At 57.6% G+C, this 23,018-nt stretch carries 19 protein-coding genes; 13 read left to right on the top strand and 6 right to left on the bottom strand.

What is annotated here, in order from left to right; all coding sequences use genetic code 11:
• The first annotated feature begins 5 nt into the window (after positions 1–5).
• The 13 genes from FHR27_RS09635 (at position 6) to FHR27_RS09575 (ending at position 14,361) form a co-directional block, all read left to right on the top strand.
• The gene (locus tag FHR27_RS09635) at positions 6–1,226 is read left to right on the top strand and encodes a hypothetical protein (RefSeq protein ID WP_179538456.1); all 1,221 of its coding nucleotides are present in this window, start codon (positions 6–8) and stop codon (positions 1,224–1,226) included.
• Between the two features lie 46 nt (positions 1,227–1,272).
• The gene (locus FHR27_RS09630) at positions 1,273–2,553 is read left to right on the top strand and encodes a glycosyltransferase (RefSeq protein ID WP_179538455.1); all 1,281 of its coding nucleotides are present in this window, start codon (positions 1,273–1,275) and stop codon (positions 2,551–2,553) included.
• Between the two features lie 4 nt (positions 2,554–2,557).
• Entirely contained in the window at positions 2,558–3,706 is a 1,149-nt protein-coding gene (locus tag FHR27_RS09625; RefSeq protein WP_179538454.1) for an N-acetyl sugar amidotransferase, read from the top strand.
• Positions 3,703–4,317 (top strand): imidazole glycerol phosphate synthase subunit HisH, encoded by a 615-nt coding sequence (gene hisH, locus FHR27_RS09620; protein ID WP_042553999.1) that lies wholly within the window; start codon positions 3,703–3,705, stop codon positions 4,315–4,317. The genes FHR27_RS09625 and hisH overlap by 4 nt, the downstream gene beginning before the upstream one ends.
• A gap of 1 nt (position 4,318) precedes the next feature.
• Positions 4,319–5,104, top strand: a complete 786-nt coding sequence (locus tag FHR27_RS09615; protein ID WP_179538453.1) for an AglZ/HisF2 family acetamidino modification protein — start codon at positions 4,319–4,321, stop codon at positions 5,102–5,104.
• A 31-nt stretch (positions 5,105–5,135) separates the two neighbouring features.
• Complete coding sequence (locus FHR27_RS09610) at positions 5,136–6,170, top strand: polysaccharide biosynthesis protein (RefSeq protein WP_042554001.1); 1,035 nt, start codon at positions 5,136–5,138, stop codon at positions 6,168–6,170.
• A gap of 2 nt (positions 6,171–6,172) precedes the next feature.
• The gene (gene wbjC / locus FHR27_RS09605) at positions 6,173–7,276 is read left to right on the top strand and encodes a UDP-2-acetamido-2,6-beta-L-arabino-hexul-4-ose reductase (RefSeq protein ID WP_179538452.1); all 1,104 of its coding nucleotides are present in this window, start codon (positions 6,173–6,175) and stop codon (positions 7,274–7,276) included.
• Positions 7,273–8,406, top strand: a complete 1,134-nt coding sequence (gene wecB, locus FHR27_RS09600; RefSeq protein ID WP_042554003.1) for a non-hydrolyzing UDP-N-acetylglucosamine 2-epimerase — start codon at positions 7,273–7,275, stop codon at positions 8,404–8,406. Before wbjC ends, wecB begins: the two co-directional genes overlap by 4 nt.
• 5 nt (positions 8,407–8,411) lie before the next feature.
• Positions 8,412–9,668, top strand: coding sequence for a glycosyltransferase family 4 protein (locus tag FHR27_RS09595; protein WP_179540075.1), 1,257 nt, complete (start codon positions 8,412–8,414; stop codon positions 9,666–9,668).
• A complete protein-coding gene (locus FHR27_RS09590; RefSeq protein ID WP_084307843.1) occupies positions 9,665–10,618 on the top strand; it encodes a UDP-glucose 4-epimerase family protein in 954 nt (317 codons plus the stop codon). Before FHR27_RS09595 ends, FHR27_RS09590 begins: the two co-directional genes overlap by 4 nt.
• Positions 10,619–10,667: 49 nt before the next feature.
• Positions 10,668–11,678 carry an MraY family glycosyltransferase gene (locus FHR27_RS09585; protein ID WP_373565150.1) on the top strand — a complete coding sequence of 337 codons (1,011 nt, stop codon included), beginning with the start codon at positions 10,668–10,670 and terminating at the stop codon, positions 11,676–11,678.
• Positions 11,675–12,253: an acetyltransferase gene (locus FHR27_RS09580; RefSeq protein WP_042554007.1), complete on the top strand. Its 579-nt coding sequence runs from the start codon at positions 11,675–11,677 to the stop codon at positions 12,251–12,253. Before FHR27_RS09585 ends, FHR27_RS09580 begins: the two co-directional genes overlap by 4 nt.
• 92 nt (positions 12,254–12,345) lie before the next feature.
• Positions 12,346–14,361 (top strand): polysaccharide biosynthesis protein, encoded by a 2,016-nt coding sequence (locus FHR27_RS09575; RefSeq protein WP_042554008.1) that lies wholly within the window; start codon positions 12,346–12,348, stop codon positions 14,359–14,361.
• Positions 14,362–14,545: 184 nt separating this feature from the next.
• Here FHR27_RS09575 and FHR27_RS09570 read toward each other — a convergent pair whose 3' ends face one another.
• The 6 genes from FHR27_RS09570 to FHR27_RS09545 all read right to left on the bottom strand — a co-directional run bounded on the left by FHR27_RS09570 (position 14,546) and on the right by FHR27_RS09545 (position 22,878).
• Positions 14,546–14,821 carry a hypothetical protein gene (locus tag FHR27_RS09570; RefSeq protein WP_042554009.1) on the bottom strand — a complete coding sequence of 92 codons (276 nt, stop codon included), beginning with the start codon at positions 14,819–14,821 and terminating at the stop codon, positions 14,546–14,548.
• A gap of 314 nt (positions 14,822–15,135) precedes the next feature.
• On the bottom strand, positions 15,136–15,528 hold the full coding sequence (locus FHR27_RS09565; RefSeq protein ID WP_084307845.1) for a VOC family protein: 393 nt from the start codon (positions 15,526–15,528) through the stop codon (positions 15,136–15,138).
• 762 nt (positions 15,529–16,290) lie between these two features.
• Positions 16,291–17,481, bottom strand: coding sequence for an osmoprotectant NAGGN system M42 family peptidase (locus FHR27_RS09560; protein ID WP_042554011.1), 1,191 nt, complete (start codon positions 17,479–17,481; stop codon positions 16,291–16,293).
• Positions 17,482–17,938: 457 nt separating this feature from the next.
• Positions 17,939–19,681: an N-acetylglutaminylglutamine synthetase gene (gene ngg / locus FHR27_RS09555; RefSeq protein WP_042554012.1), complete on the bottom strand. Its 1,743-nt coding sequence runs from the start codon at positions 19,679–19,681 to the stop codon at positions 17,939–17,941.
• Positions 19,682–19,814: 133 nt separating this feature from the next.
• Positions 19,815–21,584, bottom strand: coding sequence for an N-acetylglutaminylglutamine amidotransferase (locus tag FHR27_RS09550; RefSeq protein ID WP_179538451.1), 1,770 nt, complete (start codon positions 21,582–21,584; stop codon positions 19,815–19,817).
• Positions 21,585–22,434: 850 nt separating this feature from the next.
• Positions 22,435–22,878, bottom strand: a complete 444-nt coding sequence (locus FHR27_RS09545; protein ID WP_179538450.1) for an REP-associated tyrosine transposase — start codon at positions 22,876–22,878, stop codon at positions 22,435–22,437.
• Positions 22,879–23,018: the final 140 nt, after the last annotated feature.

Raw genomic sequence — 23,018 nt, 5'->3', positions numbered from 1 at the left:
TAGATATGTTGATTTTAAAAAATCTAGCTGAGAGGCTTTTCTTTCCTGGGTTTGGTTTTTTTGTTTTTGTTTTGTTTATTGGTGTTACTTATTGCATCATCCCGTTTTTTCTTTTCATGTTTTTCTCAGTGGATGAGTTTTTTATAAAACTATCGGGGCTGACTTTTTTCTCCATTATCATACTAATAGTTGGGTATTTCACTCCATTAATTGATGGTCAGTTCTCTGAAGGTGCGCGTCGAATAGTTATTAGTAGCTCTTTTTTTAATTCTGTGGTGTGGGCGTTTTTTTTAGTTTTTGCTGCCTACACGTTTTATACTGCTCAATCTATACCGCTATATAGTGCGTTGTTGGGCGCCAGTGCAGATGCTTTAAGCCAGGAAAGAGGGGATTTTTTCAAAGGACGTACAGGTGCGGAATCAATGCTGTTGTACTTGAGTACAATTTTTACAACAGTGCTTATTCCTTATAGTTTAGTTCTAATGTATAGGGACAATAATAGATATAGGCATTTTTTGTTTTTGATGTCCTTTGCATTTTGCGTCAGTTTTTTGCAGAAAGCTCTTTTTCTCAATATTTTTTTGCCTGTCTTAGTTTGCTTTGCAATAACGGGTCGACTTTCACTTCGTATGTTTTTAGGTTGCTTGTTTGGTATACCTCTTATTTTGGTAGCTGCTGTTTTTCTTTCGCTCGGGGACGCGTCAACCGCTTTAGTGAGTGAGGGTGTAAAGCTGGATTATTATTTTTCTTCTAAGTATCTGCCGGTTGGTGGCATGGATTATTTGTTTTGGCGCATATTTGCAGTGCCGCTTTTTACGGCTACTGATACTTTGTTGGTGCATTCCGAGATTTTCAAAGGAGAATTTCTGATGGGGGCTACCAGTACCCTCCTGTCACTAATTTCAGGTATGGATAGGATTAATATAGAACGATATGTTTTTCAGCACCAGTTTGGAAGTTGGAATGAGATTGCGAACGCTAATGCTGTTTTTGTATCTGACGCCTATGTTAATTTTGGCTGGGTTGGCATTTTTTGCTTTTCCTTTCTTATCGGTCAGGTTTTCAGATGGTTCAGGCTGTCAAGTGATATCGCCTTCAAGTCGCTATGGCCCGTGTTTGCTTTGACACTATATTCTGCTTCTTTGATTGGAATGCTTATGAGTAATGGCTTTCTATACATACTGTTCCATGCGCTGTTTCTCCGGATTTATTGTGCCCCAAGATAAAGGCTGCATGATTCGCCGCTTATATAGATATTTCTGAGGTTATTTTATGAATGTTGTTTTTATCGTGCACTATTTTCCACCTGTAAATAGCTCAGGGGCTAAGCGTGTTGAGGCGATTTCTAAGTATCTCGCTTCGGATGGTAACTCTGTTACAGTTATTACAACTAAAAAAACTGCTTCTGACGGTAGATTTACGGAGGTTTATCCTAAAGGGGTCAATGTCATCGAGCTGGATGGTTTTGGTAGAAAAAAAGTATCAAGCGCGACTGATGGTGTTTTTGAGCCGATGTATACAAAAGCACCGTCCTTAAAGCGGCGAATCAAAGATTTTGTCCTAAAGATACTAGGCCAGATACCTGACCCCCGCTTACCCTTCGCGCTCGCTTTCCTGAAGCCATCATTAAGTCCTGAAGTGAAGCTTGCATTGGAGTCTGCAGACGTTGTAATCGGGTCTGCTCCGCCGTGGCCCATGATTCTCGCAGCTGTAATATGCAAAAAAAGATTCGGTGTTCCCTGTATTCTAGATTATAGGGATCACTTCAGTGAGTGCCATGAGATGCCTGGTGGGGCTTTTGCAAAGTGGTTGGAGTTAAGATTTGATAAGTGGCTGGTTAGGAACTCTGATCATGTTGTTGCGATTTCTGAACCGATGAGCTCCTATTATCGCGGTATGACTCCTGAAGTCACCACGATAATGAACGGCTACGATCATGAGGTTTTGGATGCTGCTCGTAGTAAAGTTACGTCGTTTGATTCGGATTTAACCGTCATTCGCTATATGGGAATTGTATCGCCTGGACGAGTGCCGCATAACGTTATGAAAGCGCTTGTGCGCCTGCGTGAGGTCAATCTACCCGCCTTTGAGAAACTCAGGTTTGAGTTTTATGGCGGTGCTGATTTGATCAAGGCTGCTCTGTCAAGTAGTTATCCAAGCATTCAAGGAGCATTTTCATTCTACGATGCAGTCCCGTACATAGAGTCTCTGAAGCTTGTAGTTGCAGCGGATTACTTGCTGTTTTCTGAGACATCTTCGCAGGGCACACTCAGTGCTCAGGGTATTTTGACCACTAAACTATTCGAGTATCTTGGTTCCGGTCGTCCTATCGTTGCGGATATATCTTCTCAAACTCTTGCTGGCTCATTTTTGGTTAGTGCTAGCGAGTCTCATGTAGTTGGAATTCATTCCGATGTATTTTTGAATGCCTTCCTTGATGAGGACTTCTATGTGAGGAAAGATAGCTTCGTCTCGGATTTCGCGAAAGGTCTTTCAAGGCGAGCTCAAGCTAATCAATATGCTGAAGTAATTCAGTTAGTGAAAAAAGGCTAATTATATGTCGACCAATCAATCGTCACGTGCAATCTGCCGTAATTGCATAATGGACACTAGTGATCCACGTATCTCTTTTGACCCTGAAGGAGTATGCGAATACTGCAATAATTTCAAAGCTGAAATTGCACCTAACTGGCACCCCGATGCACGCGGGGAGGCCGAGCTTGCAAATCTCGCGGCAAAGATAAAGAAACAAGGTGAAGGTAAGGATTTCGATTGTATCATTGGGCTGAGTGGCGGCCTCGATAGCTCGTATGCGGCTTACATCGCCAAAGAGAAAATGGGATTGCGGCCATTGCTATTCCATGTGGATGCAGGCTGGAATACTGACCAAGCGGTTGGCAATATCGAAAAACTGGTGGATGGGCTTGGTCTGGATCTCTACACCGAAGTCATCAACTGGGAGGAGATGAAGGATCTGCAGGTGGCATTCCTGCGTTCGCAGATTGCAGACCAGGATCTACCCCAGGATGCCGCCTTTTTTTCCGGCCTGTATAAGTTCGCACGCAAGCATGGCATCAAGTACGTATTGACCGGTGGTAACTATTCGACCGAGTGCTGCCGCGAGCCTGAAGAGTGGGGCGGCTATCCGGGCATCGACAAGACGTTGTTCGCGGACATCCACAAGCGCTTCGGCAAGCGTCCGCTCAAGACCTTCCCGCTGGTCGATATCATGACCTACAAGATCCTCTATCAGCGAGTGCTGGGCATGGAGATCGTCAAGCCGCTGAATCTGGTGCCGTACGTCAAGAAAGAGGCTGAAGCCGAGCTCGAACGCCGTTTCGGTTGGCAGAAGTTCCAGCACAAGCACCACGAGTCCCGCTTCACGCGCTTCTACGAAGACTACTGGATGCCGCGCAAATTCGGTTATGAGAAGCGCCGCGCGCATTTCTCCAGCCTGATCATGACCGGGCAAATGACTCGTGACCAAGCTCTGGAGCGTATTGCCAAGCCGGAGATGGATGAGCAGTTCCTGAAAACTGAATTCGAGTTCGTGGCCAACAAATTGGGGCTGTCGGTCGCGGAATTGCAGGCGATTTTCGAGGGAGAAAACAAAACGTATAAGGATTACAAGAACAAGCGCTTTCTAATCGGTATCGGTTCGCGTGTAATGAGCGCCCTCGGATTGGAGAGAAGGCTTTTCAGATGATCACCATCATCGACTACGGTCTGGGTAATATTCAGGCCTTCGTAAACGTCTACAAGCGACTGCATATACCGGTCACGGTAGCGACCAATGCTGATCAGCTGACCGGTGCCAGCAAGCTGATCCTGCCCGGCGTGGGCGCATTTGACCATGCGATGCAGCGCCTGAACGCGTCAGGCATGCGGCAGACGCTCGATGACATGATTCTTGGCCAGGGCATTCCTGTGCTAGGCATTTGCGTAGGCATGCAAATGCTCGCCGAATCCAGTGACGAGGGTGTGCTACCTGGTTTGGGCTGGATCCCGGGTCGAGTGCGCAACTTCCATTCGGTACCTGAATCGAGCGAGCTGGCATTGCCCCACATGGGCTGGAATGATGTACAGCCTGCTCCTGGCAGCCCTCTGTTCAAGGGCCAACAGGAAAGCTGGTTGTTCTATTTCCTTCACTCGTACTTTTTCGAGTGCACTGAGCCTGCGCATATCGCTGCGACTGCGACTTATGGTGCCAGTTTCAGTTGTTCCGTTGCCTCGAACAACGTGTATGGGGTGCAGTTCCATCCCGAGAAGAGCCACCACTGCGGTGTCGACTTGCTGAAGAACTTCGCGGAATTGTGAAATGTTGAGACCACGTATCATCCCTTGCTTGTTGATCCAGGATAGCGGTCTGGTCAAGACCGTGCGATTCAAGGATCCCAAATACGTCGGCGATCCGATCAATGCCGTGAAGATCTTCAATGAGAAGGAAGCGGACGAACTCATCGTCATCGATATCGATGCCAGTGCCCATGATCGTGAGCCGGACTATCAGCAGATCGCCCACCTTGCGTCGGAGTGCAGAATGCCGCTTTGCTACGGTGGCGGCGTGCGCACTGCCGAGCAGGCCAAGCGCATCATTGCGCTAGGTGTCGAGAAGGTAGCCATCAGCTCCGCTGCGCTGGCCAACCCGGGCCTTATCAGTGAAATCGCCGCTGAGATCGGTCGCCAAAGTGTTGTCGTGGTGCTTGATCACAAGCAGCGGTTGCTGGGCAAGACTCAGGACGTCTGGACGCACAATGGCACTCGCAACACAAAACGTAGCGTCGTCGATGTAGCCTTGGAGATGGAAAAGCTCGGGGCGGGCGAAATCGTCATCAACTCCATCGATAACGACGGAAAGATGAAAGGCTATGACTTAGCGCTGGCTGCTCACTTGCGTGAGGTGCTGACCGTGCCACTCACGGTGCTAGGCGGGGGAGGTAGCCTCGACGATATGCACAAGGTGGTCGCTGCCTGCGGGGTTGTGGGCGTCGCTGCAGGTAGTTTTTTCGTGTTCAAAGGCCCATATCGTGCGGTGCTGATCAGTTACCCCACCGCACAGCAGAAACGTGACTCTATTTATTCAGCCCTGCAAGGCCGCCGCTAGGCTGCTTCGCATTCAGATCTCAGGATTGCATATGTTCAATGGAAAGAAACTGCTCATTTCCGGTGGTACGGGCTCCTTCGGTAATGCCGTGCTCAAGCGCTTTCTCGACACCGACATCGCTGAAATTCGCATTTTCAGCCGGGATGAGAAGAAGCAGGACGACATGCGTAAGCATTACTCCAGCCCGAAACTGAAGTTTTATATCGGTGACGTACGCGATTATCAAAGCGTGTTGAATGCAACCCGTGGTGTCGATTACATCTTCCACGCGGCTGCCCTCAAGCAAGTTCCGTCTTGCGAGTTCCACCCGATGGAAGCTGTAAAGACCAACGTGCTGGGTACCGAGAATCTGCTCGAAGCTGCCATCCAGAATGGCGTCAAGCGCGTGGTCTGCCTGAGTACCGACAAGGCTGTCTATCCAATCAACGCCATGGGTATTTCCAAGGCCATGATGGAAAAGGTCATGGTTGCCAAATCGCGTAACCTGGATGAAACCAGCACCGTCATCTGCGGTACCCGTTACGGTAACGTCATGGCATCACGTGGCTCGGTGATCCCGCTGTTCGTCGATCAGATCCGCGCGGGTAAGCCGCTGTCTATCACCGATCCGAACATGACCCGTTTCATGATGACCCTGGCTGATGCGGTCGATCTGGTTCTGTACGCGTTCGAGCATGGCCGCAATGGTGATCTGTTCGTACAGAAAGCACCGGCTGCAACGGTTGAGGTGCTCGCGCAAGCGCTGACCTCGCTGCTGGGCAAGCCCGACCATCCCATCCAGGTCATCGGCACTCGCCATGGCGAGAAGCTTTACGAAGCGCTGCTGAGTCGCGAGGAGATGGCCTGCGCCGAAGATCGCGGTGAGTACTACCGTGTGCCGCCGGATCTGCGTGATCTCAACTACAGCAAGTTCGTCGAGCAAGGTGAAGAGCGCATCTCCCACACGGAAGATTACAACTCGCACAACACAGAACGTCTGGACGTGCCGGGCATGCAGGAGCTGTTGCTCAAGTTGAATTTCATGCGTGCCATTCAGCGCGGCGAAGACGCGGCGCCCGAGGAGTGAGCATGAAAGTTCTGATCACCGGTGCTAATGGTTTCGTTGGCAAGAATCTGATCGTTCATCTCAAGGAGCGCCAGGATGTCGAGATTCTCACTTTTGGCCGTTCTGACGACCTGAGCACGCTCGGTGAGCGTATTGCCCAGGCAGACTTCGTCTTCCACTTGGCAGGCGTGAATCGGCCTCAGGATCCTGCCGAGTTCAGAGAGGGCAACACCGAGCTTACCGTTGAGCTTTGCAAGGCGATTGAAGCCAGCGGCCGGCAGATTCCGGTTGTATATACCTCGTCGAGCCAGGCCTCGCTGGACAACCCTTACGGAGTCAGCAAGCGTGGAGCTGAAGAGGCCTTGCATGCACTTGCACAGCAGCACGGCAGCGCTGTGCATCTTCTGCGCTTGCCGAATGTATTTGGTAAATGGGCCAAGCCGAACTACAACTCGGCGGTGGCCACGTTCTGCCATAACATTGCCCGTGATCTGCCTATCCAGATCAACGACCCCGCAGCCGTCATCACTCTGGTGTATATCGACGACGTCATTGCCCACTTCCTTGCGTTAATGTCGGGAGAAACCAAAGGCGTTGACGTTGAACCGCAATACCGGGTCAGTGTTGGCGAGATCGCTGATCGTTTGCGTGGTTTCAAGGAAAGTCGCAATACCCTGATTACGGATCGGGTAGGTGAAGGCTTCGTGCGTGCCCTTTACTCGACGTATTTGAGTTACCTGCCTCCAGAGCGATTCACCTACGAAGTTCCCAAGTATGGTGATCCGCGTGGTGTGTTCGTCGAGATGCTGAAAACCCCCGACAGTGGGCAATTCTCATTCTTCACGGCTCACCCCGGCATCACGCGCGGCGGTCATTATCACCACACCAAGACCGAGAAGTTCCTGGTCATCAAGGGCCGCGCCCGTTTTGGTTTCCGGCATATAGTTTCCGGCGAGCTCCATGAACTCATTACGGAAGGCGACAAGCCGGAGATCGTTGAAACCGTGCCCGGCTGGACACACGACATTACCAATGTTGGTGATGACGAGATGATCGTGATGCTCTGGGCGAATGAGATCTTCGACCGCGCTCACCCTGATACCTACGCCTGCCAGGTGAAACCATGAAAAAGCTGAAAGTTGCCACGGTCGTTGGCACCCGTCCCGAAATCATCCGCCTGGCCCGAGTGATGGCCAAGCTGGACGAGCATTGCGATCATGTGTTGATCCATACCGGTCAGAATTACGATTACGAGCTCAACGAGATTTTCTTCGACGACCTGGGTATTCGCCGGCCTGACCATTTTCTCAACGCCGCGGGCGCCACGGGCGCAGAAACCATCGGCAATGTGATCATCGCGGTCGATAAGGTGTTGGCTGAAGTCCAACCGGATGCGTTGCTGGTGTTGGGTGATACCAATAGCTGCATGGCGGTGATTCCAGCCAAGCGACGCAAGATCCCCACCTTCCATATGGAAGCAGGCAACCGCTGTTTCGATATGCGTGTGCCGGAAGAGATCAACCGCCGGATCGTCGATCACACGGCGGATATCAACCTGACCTATAGCACCATTGCCCGCGACTACCTGCTGCGTGAAGGGTTATCACCGGATATGGTGATCAAGACCGGCAGCCCGATGTTCGAAGTGTTGACCTACTATCGTGAAGGCATTGACGCCTCCGACGTCCTTCAGCGTCTTGGATTGGAGGAGGGCAAGTTCTTCGTCGTCAGCGCGCACCGTGAAGAGAACATCGACTCGGAAAAGAACTTCCGCAAACTGGCCGAGACCTTGAACCAGGTCGCTGCGCATTACGGCATGCCGGTCATCGTTTCTACCCACCCCCGCACCCAGAAACGCGTGGATGCATTGGGCGTGACCTTCCATCCCAATGTGCGGCTGCTCAAACCGCTGGGGTTCAAGGATTACAACAAGCTGCAGGCCTGCGCCAAAGCTGTGTTGTCCGACAGCGGCACCATTTCGGAAGAGTCCTCGATTCTGAACTTCCCTGCGCTGAACATTCGTGAGGCCCATGAGCGTCCCGAGGGGATGGAAGAAGCCTCGGTGATGATGGTGGGGCTAGAGGTAGAGCGAGTGATGCAGGCGCTTCAGGTACTCGAGTCCCAGGGCCGCGGTGACGAACGCAGCCTGCGCTTGGTTGCCGATTACAGCATGCCCAATGTAGCGGACAAAGTCGTACGGATCGTTCATAGCTATCGCGACTACGTGATGCGCACGGTATGGAAACGGAACGACTGACGCGCATGCGAGAGGGAAAACTGAAGATATTGATCGTCAGCCAGTATTTCTGGCCCGAGAACATGCGCGTCAATGACATGGCCGAAGAGCTGGTGCGTAGAGGGCATGAGGTTACTGTGCTCACGGCATTGCCGAATTACCCTGAGGGTCAGGTATTCGAGGCTTATCGCGAGGCGCCGGAGCAATTCGCCAGTTATCGCGGCGCGGAGGTGGTGCGCGTACCGTTCATCCCGCGCGGCAAGCGCAGCCTCACCCTTATTCTCAACTACCTGTCGTTCGTAGTCAGTGGTTCGTTGCTGGGCAGTTGGAAGCTGCGGGGCCGAGAATTCGATGGGGTTTTCGTCTATGCAGTCTCGCCGATCATGTCGGCCATTCCGGCTCTGGTGATCGGCAGGCTGAAAAAGGCACCAGTCAGCGTGTGGGTGCTGGATTTGTGGCCGGAGACCCTGCGCGCGGTCGGTGTAGTCCATGATGACCGGGCCCTCGCATTAGTGGGCAAGATGGTTTCCTGGATCTACAACCGTACCGATTACCTGCTGCTTCAATCACGCGCTTTCCTGGATAGCGTGCGTTCTTACTGTACCCGGCCTATCGATGACGAGCGGCTGGTGTATTTCCCCAGTTGGGCAGAAGACGGATTCAACGAGCTACCTGAAGGGGCATCGCCTTTGCTGGCGCGCTCTCCGGACGAATTCACCATTCTGTTCGCCGGCAATCTGGGCGAAGCGCAGGATTTTCCCGCGATTCTCGAGGTGGCTCAGGCCCTGCGAGACACCGTCAAGGTCCGCTGGGTGCTGGTCGGGGACGGCCGCATGAGCGATTGGCTGCAGCGTGAGGTCGCGCAACGCAACCTCGACAACGTGCTTTTGCTTGGTCGCCACCCGCTGGATGCCATGCCGGGGCTTTTCGCCACGGCGGATGCGCTACTGGTTTCGCTGAAGACCAACGAGGTATTCGCCAAGACCATTCCGGGCAAGGTTCAGGCTTATCTGGCGTCAGGCAAGCCTGTGCTCGGGATGATTGGTGGCGAGGCCGCACGTGTCATCGAGGAGTCGGGAGCAGGACTCGCCTGCGCTTCTGGCGATCAGGAGGGCCTGTCTCTCATCGTGCAACGCATGGCGGCTATGACCTCGCAGGAACGTATTGCCATGGGGGAAGCAGGTAAGCGCTATTACGATGATCAGTTCTCCAAGGAAAAGATCTTCTCTAATCTGGAGCGCCTGTTCCGGCAGGGAACGCGCAGGGATCGAAAGCAATCATGAAACGAATAATGGTTACAGGTGGCAGTGGTTTTGTCGGCCGCACACTGCTCGAACGTTTGCATCAGGAAGGCCACGAGTTGATTGCCCCCTCGCGCTCCCCCTTGACCCAGGCACCAGTGAGCGTCGTTAACCCGCTGGTAGGTGGGCTGGCGGCAGATGTGGACTGGACCACCTCGCTCGAGGGCGTTTCGGTCGTCATCCACAGCGCAGCTCGCGTTCACGTCATGAACGATACGGCCGCCGATCCTCTGGTGGAATTTCGCAAGGCCAACGTTGACGGCACCCTGAGCCTTGCCAGGCAGGCGGCCGCAGCTGGCGTGCAGCGCTTCGTGTTCATCAGTTCGATCAAGGTCAATGGCGAGGGCACCCAGCCAGGGCATGCTTATCGGGCAGACGATACGCCCGCCCCCCAGGACCCTTATGGCGTATCCAAGATGGAGGCCGAGCAGGGCCTGCGCTCACTGGCGAACGAAACCGGCATGCAGGTGGTGATCATCAGGCCCGTGCTCGTTTACGGCCCGGGCGTGAAAGCCAACTTCCGCAGCATGATGAGCTGGTTGCGCAAAGGCATACCACTGCCGCTTGGCGCTACAGGAAACAAGCGCAGTCTGGTTGCAGTGGACAACCTCGTGGATCTGATAGCCACTTGTATCGATCACCCGGCGGCAGCCAACCAGACATTTCTGGTCAGTGACGGTGAGGACCTATCCACGACTCAACTGCTGCAGCGCATGGGTAACGCGCTTGGGCGACCCGCAAGATTGCTCCCGGTGCCAGCCACTCTGCTGCAAGCCGGTGCGGCAATGCTTGGCCGACGCGCCATCGCTCAGCGGCTATGTGGTTCCTTGCAGGTGGACATCGCTAAAACCCGAGAACTGCTGGGGTGGACGCCGCCCGTGAGCGTCGATGATGCATTGCGCAAAACGGCACTTGCCTTCGACGCTGGCTGAACAGCAATGCCTGCCGTGAGCGGCGGGGGTTAGGAGAGATTAATTGTTGATCACTGTTTTGCTGGTAGTCGCCAGCACGTCCTGTCTGCTGACCTGGTTGTTGAGGCGCTACGCCCTGGCTAGCAGCCTGATGGATATCCCCAATGCACGCAGCTCACACTCGGTGCCTACACCTCGCGGTGGCGGTGTGGCCATCGTGGTGTGCTTCATCCTTGCCGTGTTCGGCCTAGCGTTACTTGGTCGAGTCGACAGTGCTACAGCCTTTGCATTGGGCGGGGCAGGCGGGCTGGTGGCTGTGGTTGGCTTTCTTGACGATCACGGGCACATCGCGGCTCGCTGGCGGCTGCTCGGCCATTTTGCGGCCGCTACCTGGGCGCTTTTCTGGCTGGGTGGCCTGCCGGCAATCAGTTTGTTTGGCTCCGTGGTCGATCTAGGCTGGTTCGGCCATGTGCTGGCAGCCATCTATCTGGTCTGGTTGCTCAACCTGTACAACTTCATGGACGGCATTGACGGTATCGCCAGTGTGGAGGCCATCTGCGTTTGTATTGGAGGAGCCTTGCTATACGTCTGGCTCGGAAATGCCGATGGCTCACTGATTATCGTCTTGTCGCTGGCAGCCGCCGTGCTCGGCTTTCTGATCTGGAATTTCCCTCCGGCTCGTATTTTCATGGGCGATGCGGGCAGTGGCTTTCTGGGCATTACGCTCGGTGTTCTGTCCTTGCAGGCTGCTGCTGCGTTTCCTCAGTTGCTGTGGGCCTGGCTGATATTGCTCGGCGTGTTTGTCGTCGACGCGACCTTCACCCTGCTGCGTCGGCTAGTACGTGGCGATCGGGTTTACGAGGCCCACAGAAGTCATGCTTATCAGTACGCCTCGCGTCATTACGGTCGCCATTTGCCTGTCACCTTGGCGGTGACCGCGATCAACCTGTTATGGCTATTGCCCATCGCACTGTGGGTCGGGTTGGGTGGCGTGGACGGAACTATTGGATTGGTGATGGCCTATCTTCCGCTGGTCTTCCTGGCCATCAAGTTCAACGCCGGGTCTTTGGAGCCTAAATGATCGACAACACATTGCTGATACTGGGAGCCGGGGGGCATGGCAGGGCCGTTGCCGAGGCGGCTTTGGCATCCGGCCAGTGGCAGTCGGTTCGTTTTCTGGACGATCGCTGGCCGGGCTTGAGCGAGCTTTATGGGATACCGCTTGTCGGCAAGCCTGATGATCTCAGCGCTCATGCTGGCTCTGGCAATGCAGCGATTGCCGCCGTTGGCAACAATGCCCTGCGTGAACGGTGGAGTCAGCTGATCGAGTCTGCTGGGCTGTCGTTGGCGACCGTCGTCCATCCAAGGGCCTTCGTCAGCGACGATGCCGAGGTGGGGCGCGGCGTTGCCGTAATGGCGATGGCGATGGTTGGCGTAGGTGCCATCCTGGGGCAGGGTGCTATCGTGAACGCGAACGCCACCGTTGACCATGATGCGGTGCTGGGCGCTTACGCCCACCTCGGTGTCGGCGTACAGCTTGCCGGAGGTGTAAAGGTCGGTGCCAGAGCCTGGCTGCAGGCCGGCTGCTGCGCTGGCTATCATGTAGTGGTCGAGGAGGGTGCGGTGCATGCACCCGGAACGGCCTTGAAGTGTTGAATCGTTACCGTGAGATGGTTTAGAACCATTCATGCTTGTGCTGCTGGGTGTGAACCTGGCACTGGCTCGCTATAGGGATATGAGGTGTCGTTGTGTTGAGGTTTGCTGAGCTGCTACGTACTCGCCTGGTACGGCTGCGCCGTCGTCAGAAGCGCCTGATTCAGGTCGCCATCGACGTGATGTTGGTGTGGGCTGCACTGTGGTTGGCTTTTGTCGTTCGCCTGGGGGATTTCGAAGAGGTCTATCCGCTGGACGGGCACCTATGGCTTTTCGCGCTAGCACCTCTTATCTCCATTCCAATGTTCATCCGTTTCGGTATGTACCGGGCCGTGATGCGGTACTTCGGTACCGAAGCACTCATTGCCATCGCCAAGGCCGTGTCGCTATCCGCCTTGATTCTGGCGTTGGCCATTTACTGGCATCAGGATGCACGCGCAGTAATCCCACGTTCCATGGTGTTCAACTACTGGTGGCTGAGCATCATGCTCATCGGTGGGCTGCGTTTGGGGATGCGGCAGTTCTTCATGGGCCACTGGTTCGCCGCCGATCAGCCGTTCAAATTGAGTAGTCGCGATGCCGGGTTGCCGCCTGTCGCCATCTACGGTGCAGGCTCGGCGGGTAATCAGCTGGCCGCCTCCTTGCGGCTGGGCCGCTCGATGAGGCCGGTCGCGTTCATCGATGACGACTCGAACATTTCCAATCGAATCATTGCCGGTCTGCGTGTCTATTCGCCCAAGCATATTCAGCAGATGATCGATGAAACGGGCGCCGTCGAGATACTGCTCGCGCTGCCATCCGTTTCTCGTACTCGACGCCGCTCGGTATTGCAGCTACTCGAACAGTACCCGCTACACGTACGTTCGGTCCCGGGCTTTATGGATCTGGCCAGCGGTCGTGTGAAGGTCGAGGATGTTCAGGAGGTCGACATTGCCGATCTGCTTGGGCGAGACGCCGTTCCCCCACAGCGCGAGTTGTTCGAACGATGCATACGCGATCAGGTGGTCATGGTCACCGGGGCAGGTGGTTCGATTGGCTCCGAGTTGTGTCGGCAGATCCTTGGCTCCGGGCCAAGAACGTTGCTGCTGCTCGAGCATGGCGAATTCAATCTTTACTCCATCCACAGTGAACTGGAGCAGCGGATCCGCCGCGAGTCTTTGCCCGTTCGCTTGGTGCCCATTCTCGGTTCGGTTCGTAACCAGAATCGCCAGGTCGAGCTGATGCGCGCCTGGGATGTGAATACGGTTTATCACGCAGCAGCCTACAAGCACGTGCCAATGGTCGAGCACAATGTCGCCGAAGGCGTTTTGAACAACGTGTTTGGTTCGATGTGCACGGCCCAGGCTGCGTTACGCGCAGGCGTCGAACATTTTGTGCTGATCTCGACCGACAAGGCAGTTCGCCCCACCAACGTAATGGGCAGCACCAAACGTCTCGCGGAAATGGTGCTGCAGGCACTGAGCGAAGAAACGGCGCCAGTATTGTTCGGTGATAAAGAAGGGCTGCATCAGGTCAACAAAACCCGTTTCACCATGGTGCGTTTTGGCAACGTGCTGGGCTCATCGGGTTCTGTGATCCCACGCTTCTACGAACAGATCCGCAAGGGCGGACCGGTTACCGTCACTCATCCGAACATCACCCGCTACTTCATGACGATTCCCGAGGCCGCGCAACTGGTGATCCAGGCCGGCTCCATGGGGCAGGGTGGAGACGTGTTCGTACTGGACATGGGGCAACCCGTGAAGATCGCCGAGCTGGCCGAAAAGATGATTCATCTCACAGGCCTCAGCGTGGCTTCTGATCACAACCCCAGCGGCGATATCGCCATCGAGTTCACGGGGCTGCGTCCTGGTGAGAAGTTGTATGAGGAGCTGCTGATCGGCGACAACGTGAGCCCTACCGATCACCCGATGATCATGCGTGCCAACGAAGAGCACCTGCCTTGGGAAACGTTCAAGATCGTCATGGCGGATTTGCTCAAGGCCGTGGAGCAGGACGATTACGATCGCGTACGGCAATTGCTGCGTGACACTGTCTGCGGCTACACCCCTGAGGGCGAGATCGTCGACTGGATGCATGTGCGTCGTGCAGCCAAGAAGCCACTGGTTTAACGCGCTTCTACTGCCGCGGAAAGACGATCCCCATCGTTGCGCTAGCTTGCAACGATGGGGATCGTTGTTTTAGTGCTTGGGCTTCAGCCCTGTAGCCTGGCGTGCAGCGGTTGGTTTGCGGTGCACTAGCTCTAAGGCCATGCCATGTTTCAGCCCTCTGGCAAGCAGAGTGGTAACGGTCCGACTACTCACCTCGAGCTCCTCCCTGAACCTGTGATATCGCTCGCCGGTACAACACCACCAATTCATTCAGCAGTGCATTGGCTGCCAGCGAAGCCGCGAGTATTCGCAGGTAATCGGTTTCAAGCTGCTCCTGAATGACGAGATCATCCAGCAGCTCTCTCAGCATATCGGCACGCAGTTCGGCATCCGCCTGGGCGGGGCAGGCCTTGTAGCTGGTGACGCGGGCTGGGCTCGGGCGTGACGGGAAGGGCAGTACGCGGCCTGGTGAATCAGCCATGGTGCACCTCCTGGGGGGAGGCCATTGGCGTAGTTTTGCGGGCTGGGTGGTGCCCTGAACTGAAAGCGAGGTAGCGCATTGTCCTTATGCTCCTTGAACGATTGAGTGCCAGACAAGCCGAGGCCTGCCTTGAACGGCGTGCCCAAAAAAGCGGTAGCACGGCAATCGATACCGGCTAGGCAATTGGACGCACCGCGTCTCGAACATTCAGGTTGCTACTCCCGGTCACGGGATAGACCGTGACGGGCGCACTCTAGCTCGCGAGGTAGGTGATGGCAACCTTTGCAGCCGCCAGATAGAGGGGGCGGCAACGCTCAGCTGCCGATCGGTGAGCAGAGTTCGATCAGCGTGCCGTCCGGGGCGCGGATATAGGCGACGGTTTGGCCCCAGGGTTTTTGAATGGGGGCGCTGAGTTCCGTCGCACCTGCGGCGATCGCTTGTTGGTGTGCACCGGCTACGTCTTCCGTAACCAGCCCGATTTCCATGCCCAGCGGCTGGATGGACGTGTCGGCTCGCACGTGTCCACCCGGGAAGTTCATATCGCCGAGTTCGTGTGCGGCGAAGGCAAGCGTGGTGGCACCGGTGTCCAACTCGCCGTAGGTACCGGACTCGTGCAGAAAACGTTGTTCCAGGCCGAATGCCTGTTTGAAGAAGGCCAGCGAGGCCGCGACGTCCGGCACGTAGATGATGGTGTATCCCAGCTTCATGGTGAGCTCCTTGCCGTTGGACACGTGGTGGGCAGGTTACCGTGTTTGGCTGCTGGCGTAAGGGGTGGTGGTTTCGGAGAGGCTGACCTCGCTCCGTTACGACGTGTCGGCTGAACGTGTATCGCTGGCAAGCTAGCTCCTACATGGGCTCAGCCATCAACGCGATCGCGTAGGTGCCGGCTTGCCGGCGATGCGATGGTGAGTCTGTTGCGCCATTCGCGCCGGCTACGCCACTCGGCGCCGACGCGAGGGCGGCCAGACTGCAAGAATAGCGAATGGCCAACAATCGCTGGCAAGCCAGCTCCTACATGGGCTCAGCTATCAACGCGATCGCGTAGGAGCCGGCTTGCCGGCGATGCGGTGGTGGGTGTGTTGCGCCATTCGCGCCGGCTACGCCGACGCCGACGCCGACGCGAGGGCGGCCAGACTGCAAGAATAGCGAATGGCCAACAATCGCTGGCAAGCCAGCTCCTACATGGACTCAGCTATCAACGCGATCGCGTAGGAGCCGGCTTGCCGGCGATGCGGTGGTGGGTGTGTTGCGCCATTTGCACTGGTCCGCTCGACCCGACCCCGATGCGAAAGCGGCCAGACTGCAAAAATAGCGAATGGCCAACAATCGCTGGCAAGCCAGCTCCTACATGAGCTCAGCTATCAACGTGATCGCGTAGGAGCCGGCTTGCCGGCGATGCGATGGTGGGTGTGTTGCGCAATCTATGCTGCCGATGAGATTCGCCGCGAGGGCATGGCTCCTACGCTGGCTTAGCTTTCTCTATCTCTATTGCCCACCAAGCTATCGACGGTCGGCACGCGGGTGTCCGTTTCCATCTGCGCATCGTGTTCCAGTTGGTGGCTGAAGCGCTCCAGGGAGCCGTTTTCCGGTTGTGCGTCGCTGGCGAATACCGGTGGGCTGAGCAGGTAGGCGCCCAGCAGGCGGGAGAGGGCGGCGAGGCTGTCGATATGGGTGCGTTCGTAGCCGTGGGTGGCGTCGCAGCCGAAGGCGATCAGCGCGGTGCGGATATCGTGGCCGGCGGTAACCGCGGATTGGGCATCGCTGTGGTAGTAGCGGAACAGGTCGCGGCGTACCGGGATCTCGTTGTCGCTGGCCAAGCGCAGCAGTTGTCGGGACAGGTGGTAATCGTAAGGGCCGCCGGAGTCATGCATGGCCACGCTGACGGTGTGCTCGGTGGAGCGTTGGCCAGCGGCGACCGGAGCGATGTCGATACCGACGAATTCGCTGACGTCCCATGGCAGTGCAGCGGCCGCGCCGGAGCCGACTTCTTCGGTGATGGTGAACAGCGGGTGGCAGTCGATATGCGGCTCCTGGCCACTTTCGACCACGGCCTTGAGCGCGGCGAGCAGCGCTGCGACACCCGCCTTGTCGTCCAGATGGCGGGCACTGATGTGGCCACTCTCGGTGAACTCGGGGAGCGGATCGAAGGCCACGAAGTCACCAACCGAAACCCCGAGGCTTTCGCAATCGGCACGGCTGGCGACCAGGGCGTCCAGGCGCAGTTCGACGTGGTCCCAGGAAATCGGCATCTGGTCGACTTCGGTGTTGAAGGCGTGCCCGGACGCCAGCAGGGGCAGCACGCTGCCGCGCAGCACGCCATGGTCGCTGAACACGCTGACGCGGCTACCCTCGGCGAAGCGGCTCGACCAGCAGCCGATGGCGGTCAGGCACAGGCGGCCGTTGTCCTTGATCTCGCGCACCATGGCGCCAATGGTGTCGAGGTGCACGGAAACCGCACGGTCCGGGCTGTAGCGACGGCCTTTGAGGGTGCCGCGGATGGTACCGCGCCGGGTCATCTCGAAAGGGATGCCGATTTCCGTCAGGCGCTCGGCAACGTAGCGCACGATGGTGTCGGTGAAGCCGGTTGGGCTGGGAATGGCGAGCATTTCCAGCAGTACTTTCTGCATGTACTCGAGGTCGGGTTCTGGAATTTGCGACATGGGATCTCCATCTATGACGGGGATGGCCGCCGAGCGGCGTCAGTCTTGGGTGAATGCTTTGACGCCTGTCGACGGACGGTAAGAATCAGGTCTCTGTTACATGCTGACCTGCTATAGCGATGAGGGTTTCAAAGAGCTTTGGGGATATGACCGTCTTCATTCGCGCCGGGGGCGACGCTCCTACGCACGAGGTGATGCAACCGCCTCGTGGGAGCCGCGCCCCCGCGGCGAATCGTTTGGCCAGCGCCGGCATTGCGGTATGGCCGCCATCGTTCGCGCCGGGGGCGACGCTCCTACATACGGCGTGATGCAACCACCTCCGTGGGAGCCGCGCCCTCGCGGCGAATCGTTTGGGCAGCGCCGATATTGCGGTAAGGCCGCCATCGTTCGCGCCGGGGACGACGCTCCTACGCGGTATGCCGCAACCAGTAAGAACTTCCGGAATCACCTGTCATACTCAATCGCCTACGCCATGGCTGAGCGGGAACAGCAGGTCGATGAATCGCTCGGCGGTCGGCTGCGGCTCGTGATTGGCGAGGCCGGCGCGTTCGTTGGCCTCGATGAACACGTGCTCGGGCTGATCGGCTGCCGGTACCAACAGGTCGAGGCCCACCACGGGAATGTCCAAGGCGCGAGCGGCCTTGACCGCGGCTTCAGCGAGCGTGGGATGGAGGATGCCGGTGACGTCCTCGAGAATCCCGCCAGTGTGCAGGTTGGCGGTCTTGCGCACGGCCATGCGCTTGCCCTGAGGCAGCACGCTGTCGTAGTCGAAGCCGGCGGCATGCAGGGTGCGCAGGGTTTCGGCATCCTTGGGGATGCGGCTTTCGCCACCGGTGGCGGCCTGACGGCGACGGCTCTGCGCGTCGATCAGCTCGCCGATGGTGTGGCGGCCATCGCCCAGCACTTCTGCCGGGCGGCGTATCGCGGCGGCGACCACTTCGAAGCCGATCACCACGATGCGCAGGTCGAAACCTTCGTGGTAACTCTCCAGCAGCACACGCTCGTCGAAGGGGCGGGCGCGCTCGATGGCGGCTTGCACGTCGGCCGGTGTGCGCAGGTCGACGGCGACGCCCTGGCCCTGTTCGCCGTCTACCGGCTTGACCACCAGGCTGCCGTGCTCGGCGAGAAAGGCCGCATTGTCTTCCGCGCTGCCTGCCAGGCGCTGGGCTGGCAGGCTCAGACCGGCACGGCTGAGGGTGCGGTGGGTCAGGCGCTTGTCCTGGCACAAGGTCATGGTCACGGCGCTGGTCAGGTCGGTCAGCGATTCACGGCAGCGGATGCGGCGTCCGCCCTGGCTGAGGGTGAAGAGACCGGCTTCGGCGTCATCGATATGGGCATCGATGCCGCGGCGCCGTGCTTCGTCGACGATGATGCGCGCGTAAGGATTGAGGTTGTCGTCCGGGCCGGGGCCGAGGAACAGCGTCTGGTTGATGCCGTTCTTGCGTTTGACGCTGAAGGTCTGCAGCTCGCGGAAACCCAGCTTGGCATACAGCTTCTTGGCTTGGCCGTTGTCGTGCAGCACTGACAGGTCCAAGTGGCTCAGGCCACGGCTCATGAAGTGTTCGACAAGATGGCGCACCAGTACTTCGCCAACGCCTGGGCGGCTGCAGGCTGGGTCCACCGCCAGGCACCACAGGCTGCTGCCGAGTTCCGGGTCGTGGTAGGCCTTCTGGTGATTGAGGCCCATCACGCTGCCGATCACCGCGCCGCTGTCTTCATCTTCGGCCAGCCAGTAGACCGGACCGCCCTGATGACGGGGGGTCAGTTTTTCCGTGTCGATGGGCAGCATGCCGCGAGTCTGGTACAGGCAGTTGATCGCCTGCCAGTCGGCTGGCGTCTGCGCGCGCCGCACGCGGAAGCCACGAAAGCCGCGGCGGGCCTGACGGTAGTCGCTGAACCACAGGCGCAGCGTGTCCGACGGGTCGAGAAAGAGCTGTTGGGGTGCATACGACAGCACCTGCTGTGGCGCCGCGACGTAAAGGGCGATGTCGCGCTCGCCGGGCTGCTCGCTGAGCAGCTCTTCAGCCAGCACCGAGGCATCCGGGAAGGTGTGCCCGATCAGCAGTCGACCCCATCCGCAATGCACGATCTGCGGCTGGCTGATGCCGTCGCCGTGCTCTTCGGCGAAGCGGGCCTGCAGGCGCTCGTAGGAGGGGGATTGGCCTCGCAGGAGGCGTTGATTGTGGGCAGTGGCTCGCATTGGAGAGTGTTCCTTTGCTTTCGCATGTCCGGCATGTGCCGGCGATCGGTTGACCTGTCTGCTGATCCGCATCGAGGCGGATTCGGCCATTCCTGTTGGGTTGCGGGGGAGCCACTGGCTCCCCCGTCCTCGCTTACAGCCCCTGTTCGCTCAGCCACAGGTTGAGTGCTGCCATCTGCCACAGCTTCGAACCGCGCAGCGGGGTCAGCTGGCCTTGCGGGTCGGTCAGCAGGCGGTCGAGCATCTTCGGGTTGAAGATGCCGCGGTCATGAGCCGGGTCGACCAGCAGATCGCGAACCCAACCGAGCGTAGCGCCCTCCAGGTGCTTGAGACCCGGCACCGGGAAGTAACCCTTCTTGCGGTCGATGACCTCGGAAGGGATGACCTTGCGTGCGGCTTCCTTGAGCACGTACTTGCCGCCTTCTGGCAGTTTGTACTGGCCGGGGATGCGCGCGGACAATTCGGCCAGGCGGTAGTCCAGAAACGGCGTGCGGGCCTCGAGGCCCCAGGCCATGGTCATGTTGTCGACGCGCTTGACCGGGTCGTCGACCAGCATCACCGTGCTGTCCAGGCGCAACGCCTTGTCCACGGCCGCATCGGCACCGGGCTGGGCGAAGTGCTGGCGGACGAACTCCCCGGCCACGTCATCGGTCAGCCAGGCGGGTTGCACGCAAGCGGCATATTCATCGTGCTCGCGGTCGAAGAAGGCTTTGCGATAGGCGCTGAAGGCGTCTTCGGCACCATCGACCAGCGGGTACCAGTGGTAGCCGGCGAACAGCTCGTCAGCGCCCTGGCCGCTTTGCACCACCTTGCAGTGCTTGGCCACTTCCCGCGAGAGCAGGTAGAAGGCGATGCAGTCATGGCTGACCATCGGCTCGCTCATGGCGCGGAAGGCCGCTGGCAACTGATCGAGAATCTCGTTCTCGCCGATGCGCAGTTGGTGATGCTGAGTTTCGAAACGTTTGGCGATCAGGTCCGAGTACTGGAACTCGTCGCCACGCTCGCCACCGGCATCCTGGAAACCGATGGAAAAGGTCAGCAGGTTCTCGACGCCGGCCTCACGCAGCAGGCCGACCAGCATGCTCGAGTCGACCCCGCCGGAAAGCAGTACGCCGACATCGACCGCAGCACGCTGACGGATCGAGACCGCCTCGCGCATGCCGTCGAGTACCGCATCGCGCCACTCGTCGAAACCGTAGTTGGCTTCGTCGGCGTTCGGGCCGTAGTTCAGCGTCCACCAGACCTTCTGCTCGACCTTGCCATTGACGTCGATGCGCATCCAGGTCGCGGGTGGCAGCTTCTCGACACCGGCAAGAATGGTGCGCGGTGCTGGCACCACGGCGTGGAAGTTCAAGTAGTGGTTGAGTGCGATGGGGTCGAGGGTCTTGCCGATGTCGCCGCCTTTCAGCAGCGCTGGCAGGCTGGAAGCGAATCGCAGACGATCCTTGGTCTTGGACAGGTAGAGCGGCTTCACGCCAAGACGGTCGCGGGCGATGAACAGCTGTTGGCTGTCGCGTTCCCAGATCGCGAAGGCGAACATCCCGTTGAGCTTGGGCAGCAGGTCGGCGCCCCAGGCGTGATAACCCTTGAGCAGCACTTCGGTATCGCCGCCCGAGAAGAAGCGATAACCAAGCTGTTCCAGCTCGCCACGCAATTCCGGGTAGTTGTAGATGGCGCCGTTGAAGACCATCGACAGGCCGAGATCGTTATCGATCATCGGCTGGCCCGAAGCCTCGGCGAGATCCATGATCTTCAACCGGCGATGACCGAACGCAACGGGGCCGCGGCTATGGAAGCCATGGGCGTCAGGGCCACGCGGGGCGAGATGGTGAGTGATACGTTCAACGGCAGCCAGGTCGGCTGGTTGGTTATCGAAGCGTAGTTCGCCTGCTATTCCGCACATAGTCTATAAAGCCCTCGTATTTCCTGGGCTCTGTTCCTCCTTAGCGTCAGTCCGTACCAGTTGTGTACCGGTTCTGAGTTCCAGCGCGCGTCACCGCGCACCGGAGACAATCGAGCATCTGCGACCGATGCATGCCTGCGGCAGCACAGCGGTCCCGAGCTTTTTCGAGTCACCTCGACGCAGGAATGTTCAATAAAATGACGGGGTGGGTGGCGTACGGCTTGCGAATCCTTCCTTGCAGCCAGTACTGGCGACAGTGCCGAAATCGCGGCGTGGCCACGATCATTCGCGCCGGGGGCGACGCTCCTACGGATGCGGTGCTGCGATCGCCATGGTAGGAGCCGCGCCCGCGCGGCGAATCGCAAGGGCAACACCGAAATCGCAGTATGGCCACGATCATTCGCGCCGGGGGCGACGCTCCTACGGATGCGGTGCTGCGATCGCCATGGTAGGAGCCGCGCCCGCGCGGCGAATCGCAAGGGCAACACCGAAATCGCAGTATGGCCACGATCATTCGCGCCGGGGGCGACGCTCCTACGGATGCGGTGCTGCGATCGCCATGGTAGGAGCCGCGCCCGCGCGGCGAATCGCAAGGGCAACACCGAAATCGCAGTATGGCCACGATCATTCGCGCCGGGGGCGACGCTCCTACGGATGCGGTATCGCGATCACCATGGTAGGAGCCGCGCCCCCGCGGTGAATAGCAAGGGCAACGCTGAAATCGCGGCACATCCACGAACATTCGCGCCGGGGGCGACGCTCCTACGGATACGGTATTGCGATCACCGTGGTAGGAGCCGCGCCCTCGCGGCGAATCGCAAGGGGAACAATCGAATTGCGGTATGGCCCACTAGAGCCAGATTGCATCCCAGTGCGGATAATCGCCTATTCGCTTTACCAATCCAGCGCGCAATGGATTGGCTACGATGTAACGCGCAATATGAAGTACATCGTCCTCTCTGCGCACTGCATGATCGTGGAAACCCTTTTGCCAGATTGGCTCACCGATATGCCTCGACGACAGCGACTTCACTCTACCAACGAGCTGTGACAGGGTTCCTTGTCGTAACTGAAAGAGCCAATGTAGATGATCAGGCATCAACACATAGCTTAACGTCGTGTGCGTACCCGCCAGTGCGTCCTGCTTGATTATGTTGATCAGCTTCCTGGCTTGGTGAAAGTCAGCGAAGACAGGTTTTCTATTCAGAGTCACCGTGGTTATCAGGTAAACCTGGCCATGGGCTGACCACCTTCCCAAGCGAAGCCTATGGGCAAATCGGTGATTGGCGTTCACATTAATCCCTCCTTGGATCTACGTGTTTCGCTAGTGTAGTTCAGCGATCGGAACATTCGTTTTTGGCGAACAGCTGGGATCCGCGGTACAGCCACGATCATTCGCGCCGGGGGCGACGCTCCTACGGATACGGTATTGCG

It is taken from the genome of Pseudomonas flavescens, assembly GCF_013408425.1.
GTDB lineage: Bacteria > Pseudomonadota > Gammaproteobacteria > Pseudomonadales > Pseudomonadaceae > Aquipseudomonas > Aquipseudomonas fulva_A.
The sequence above is the reverse complement of the archived record's forward strand: the minus strand, read 5'-3'. Positions and strand labels throughout refer to the sequence as shown.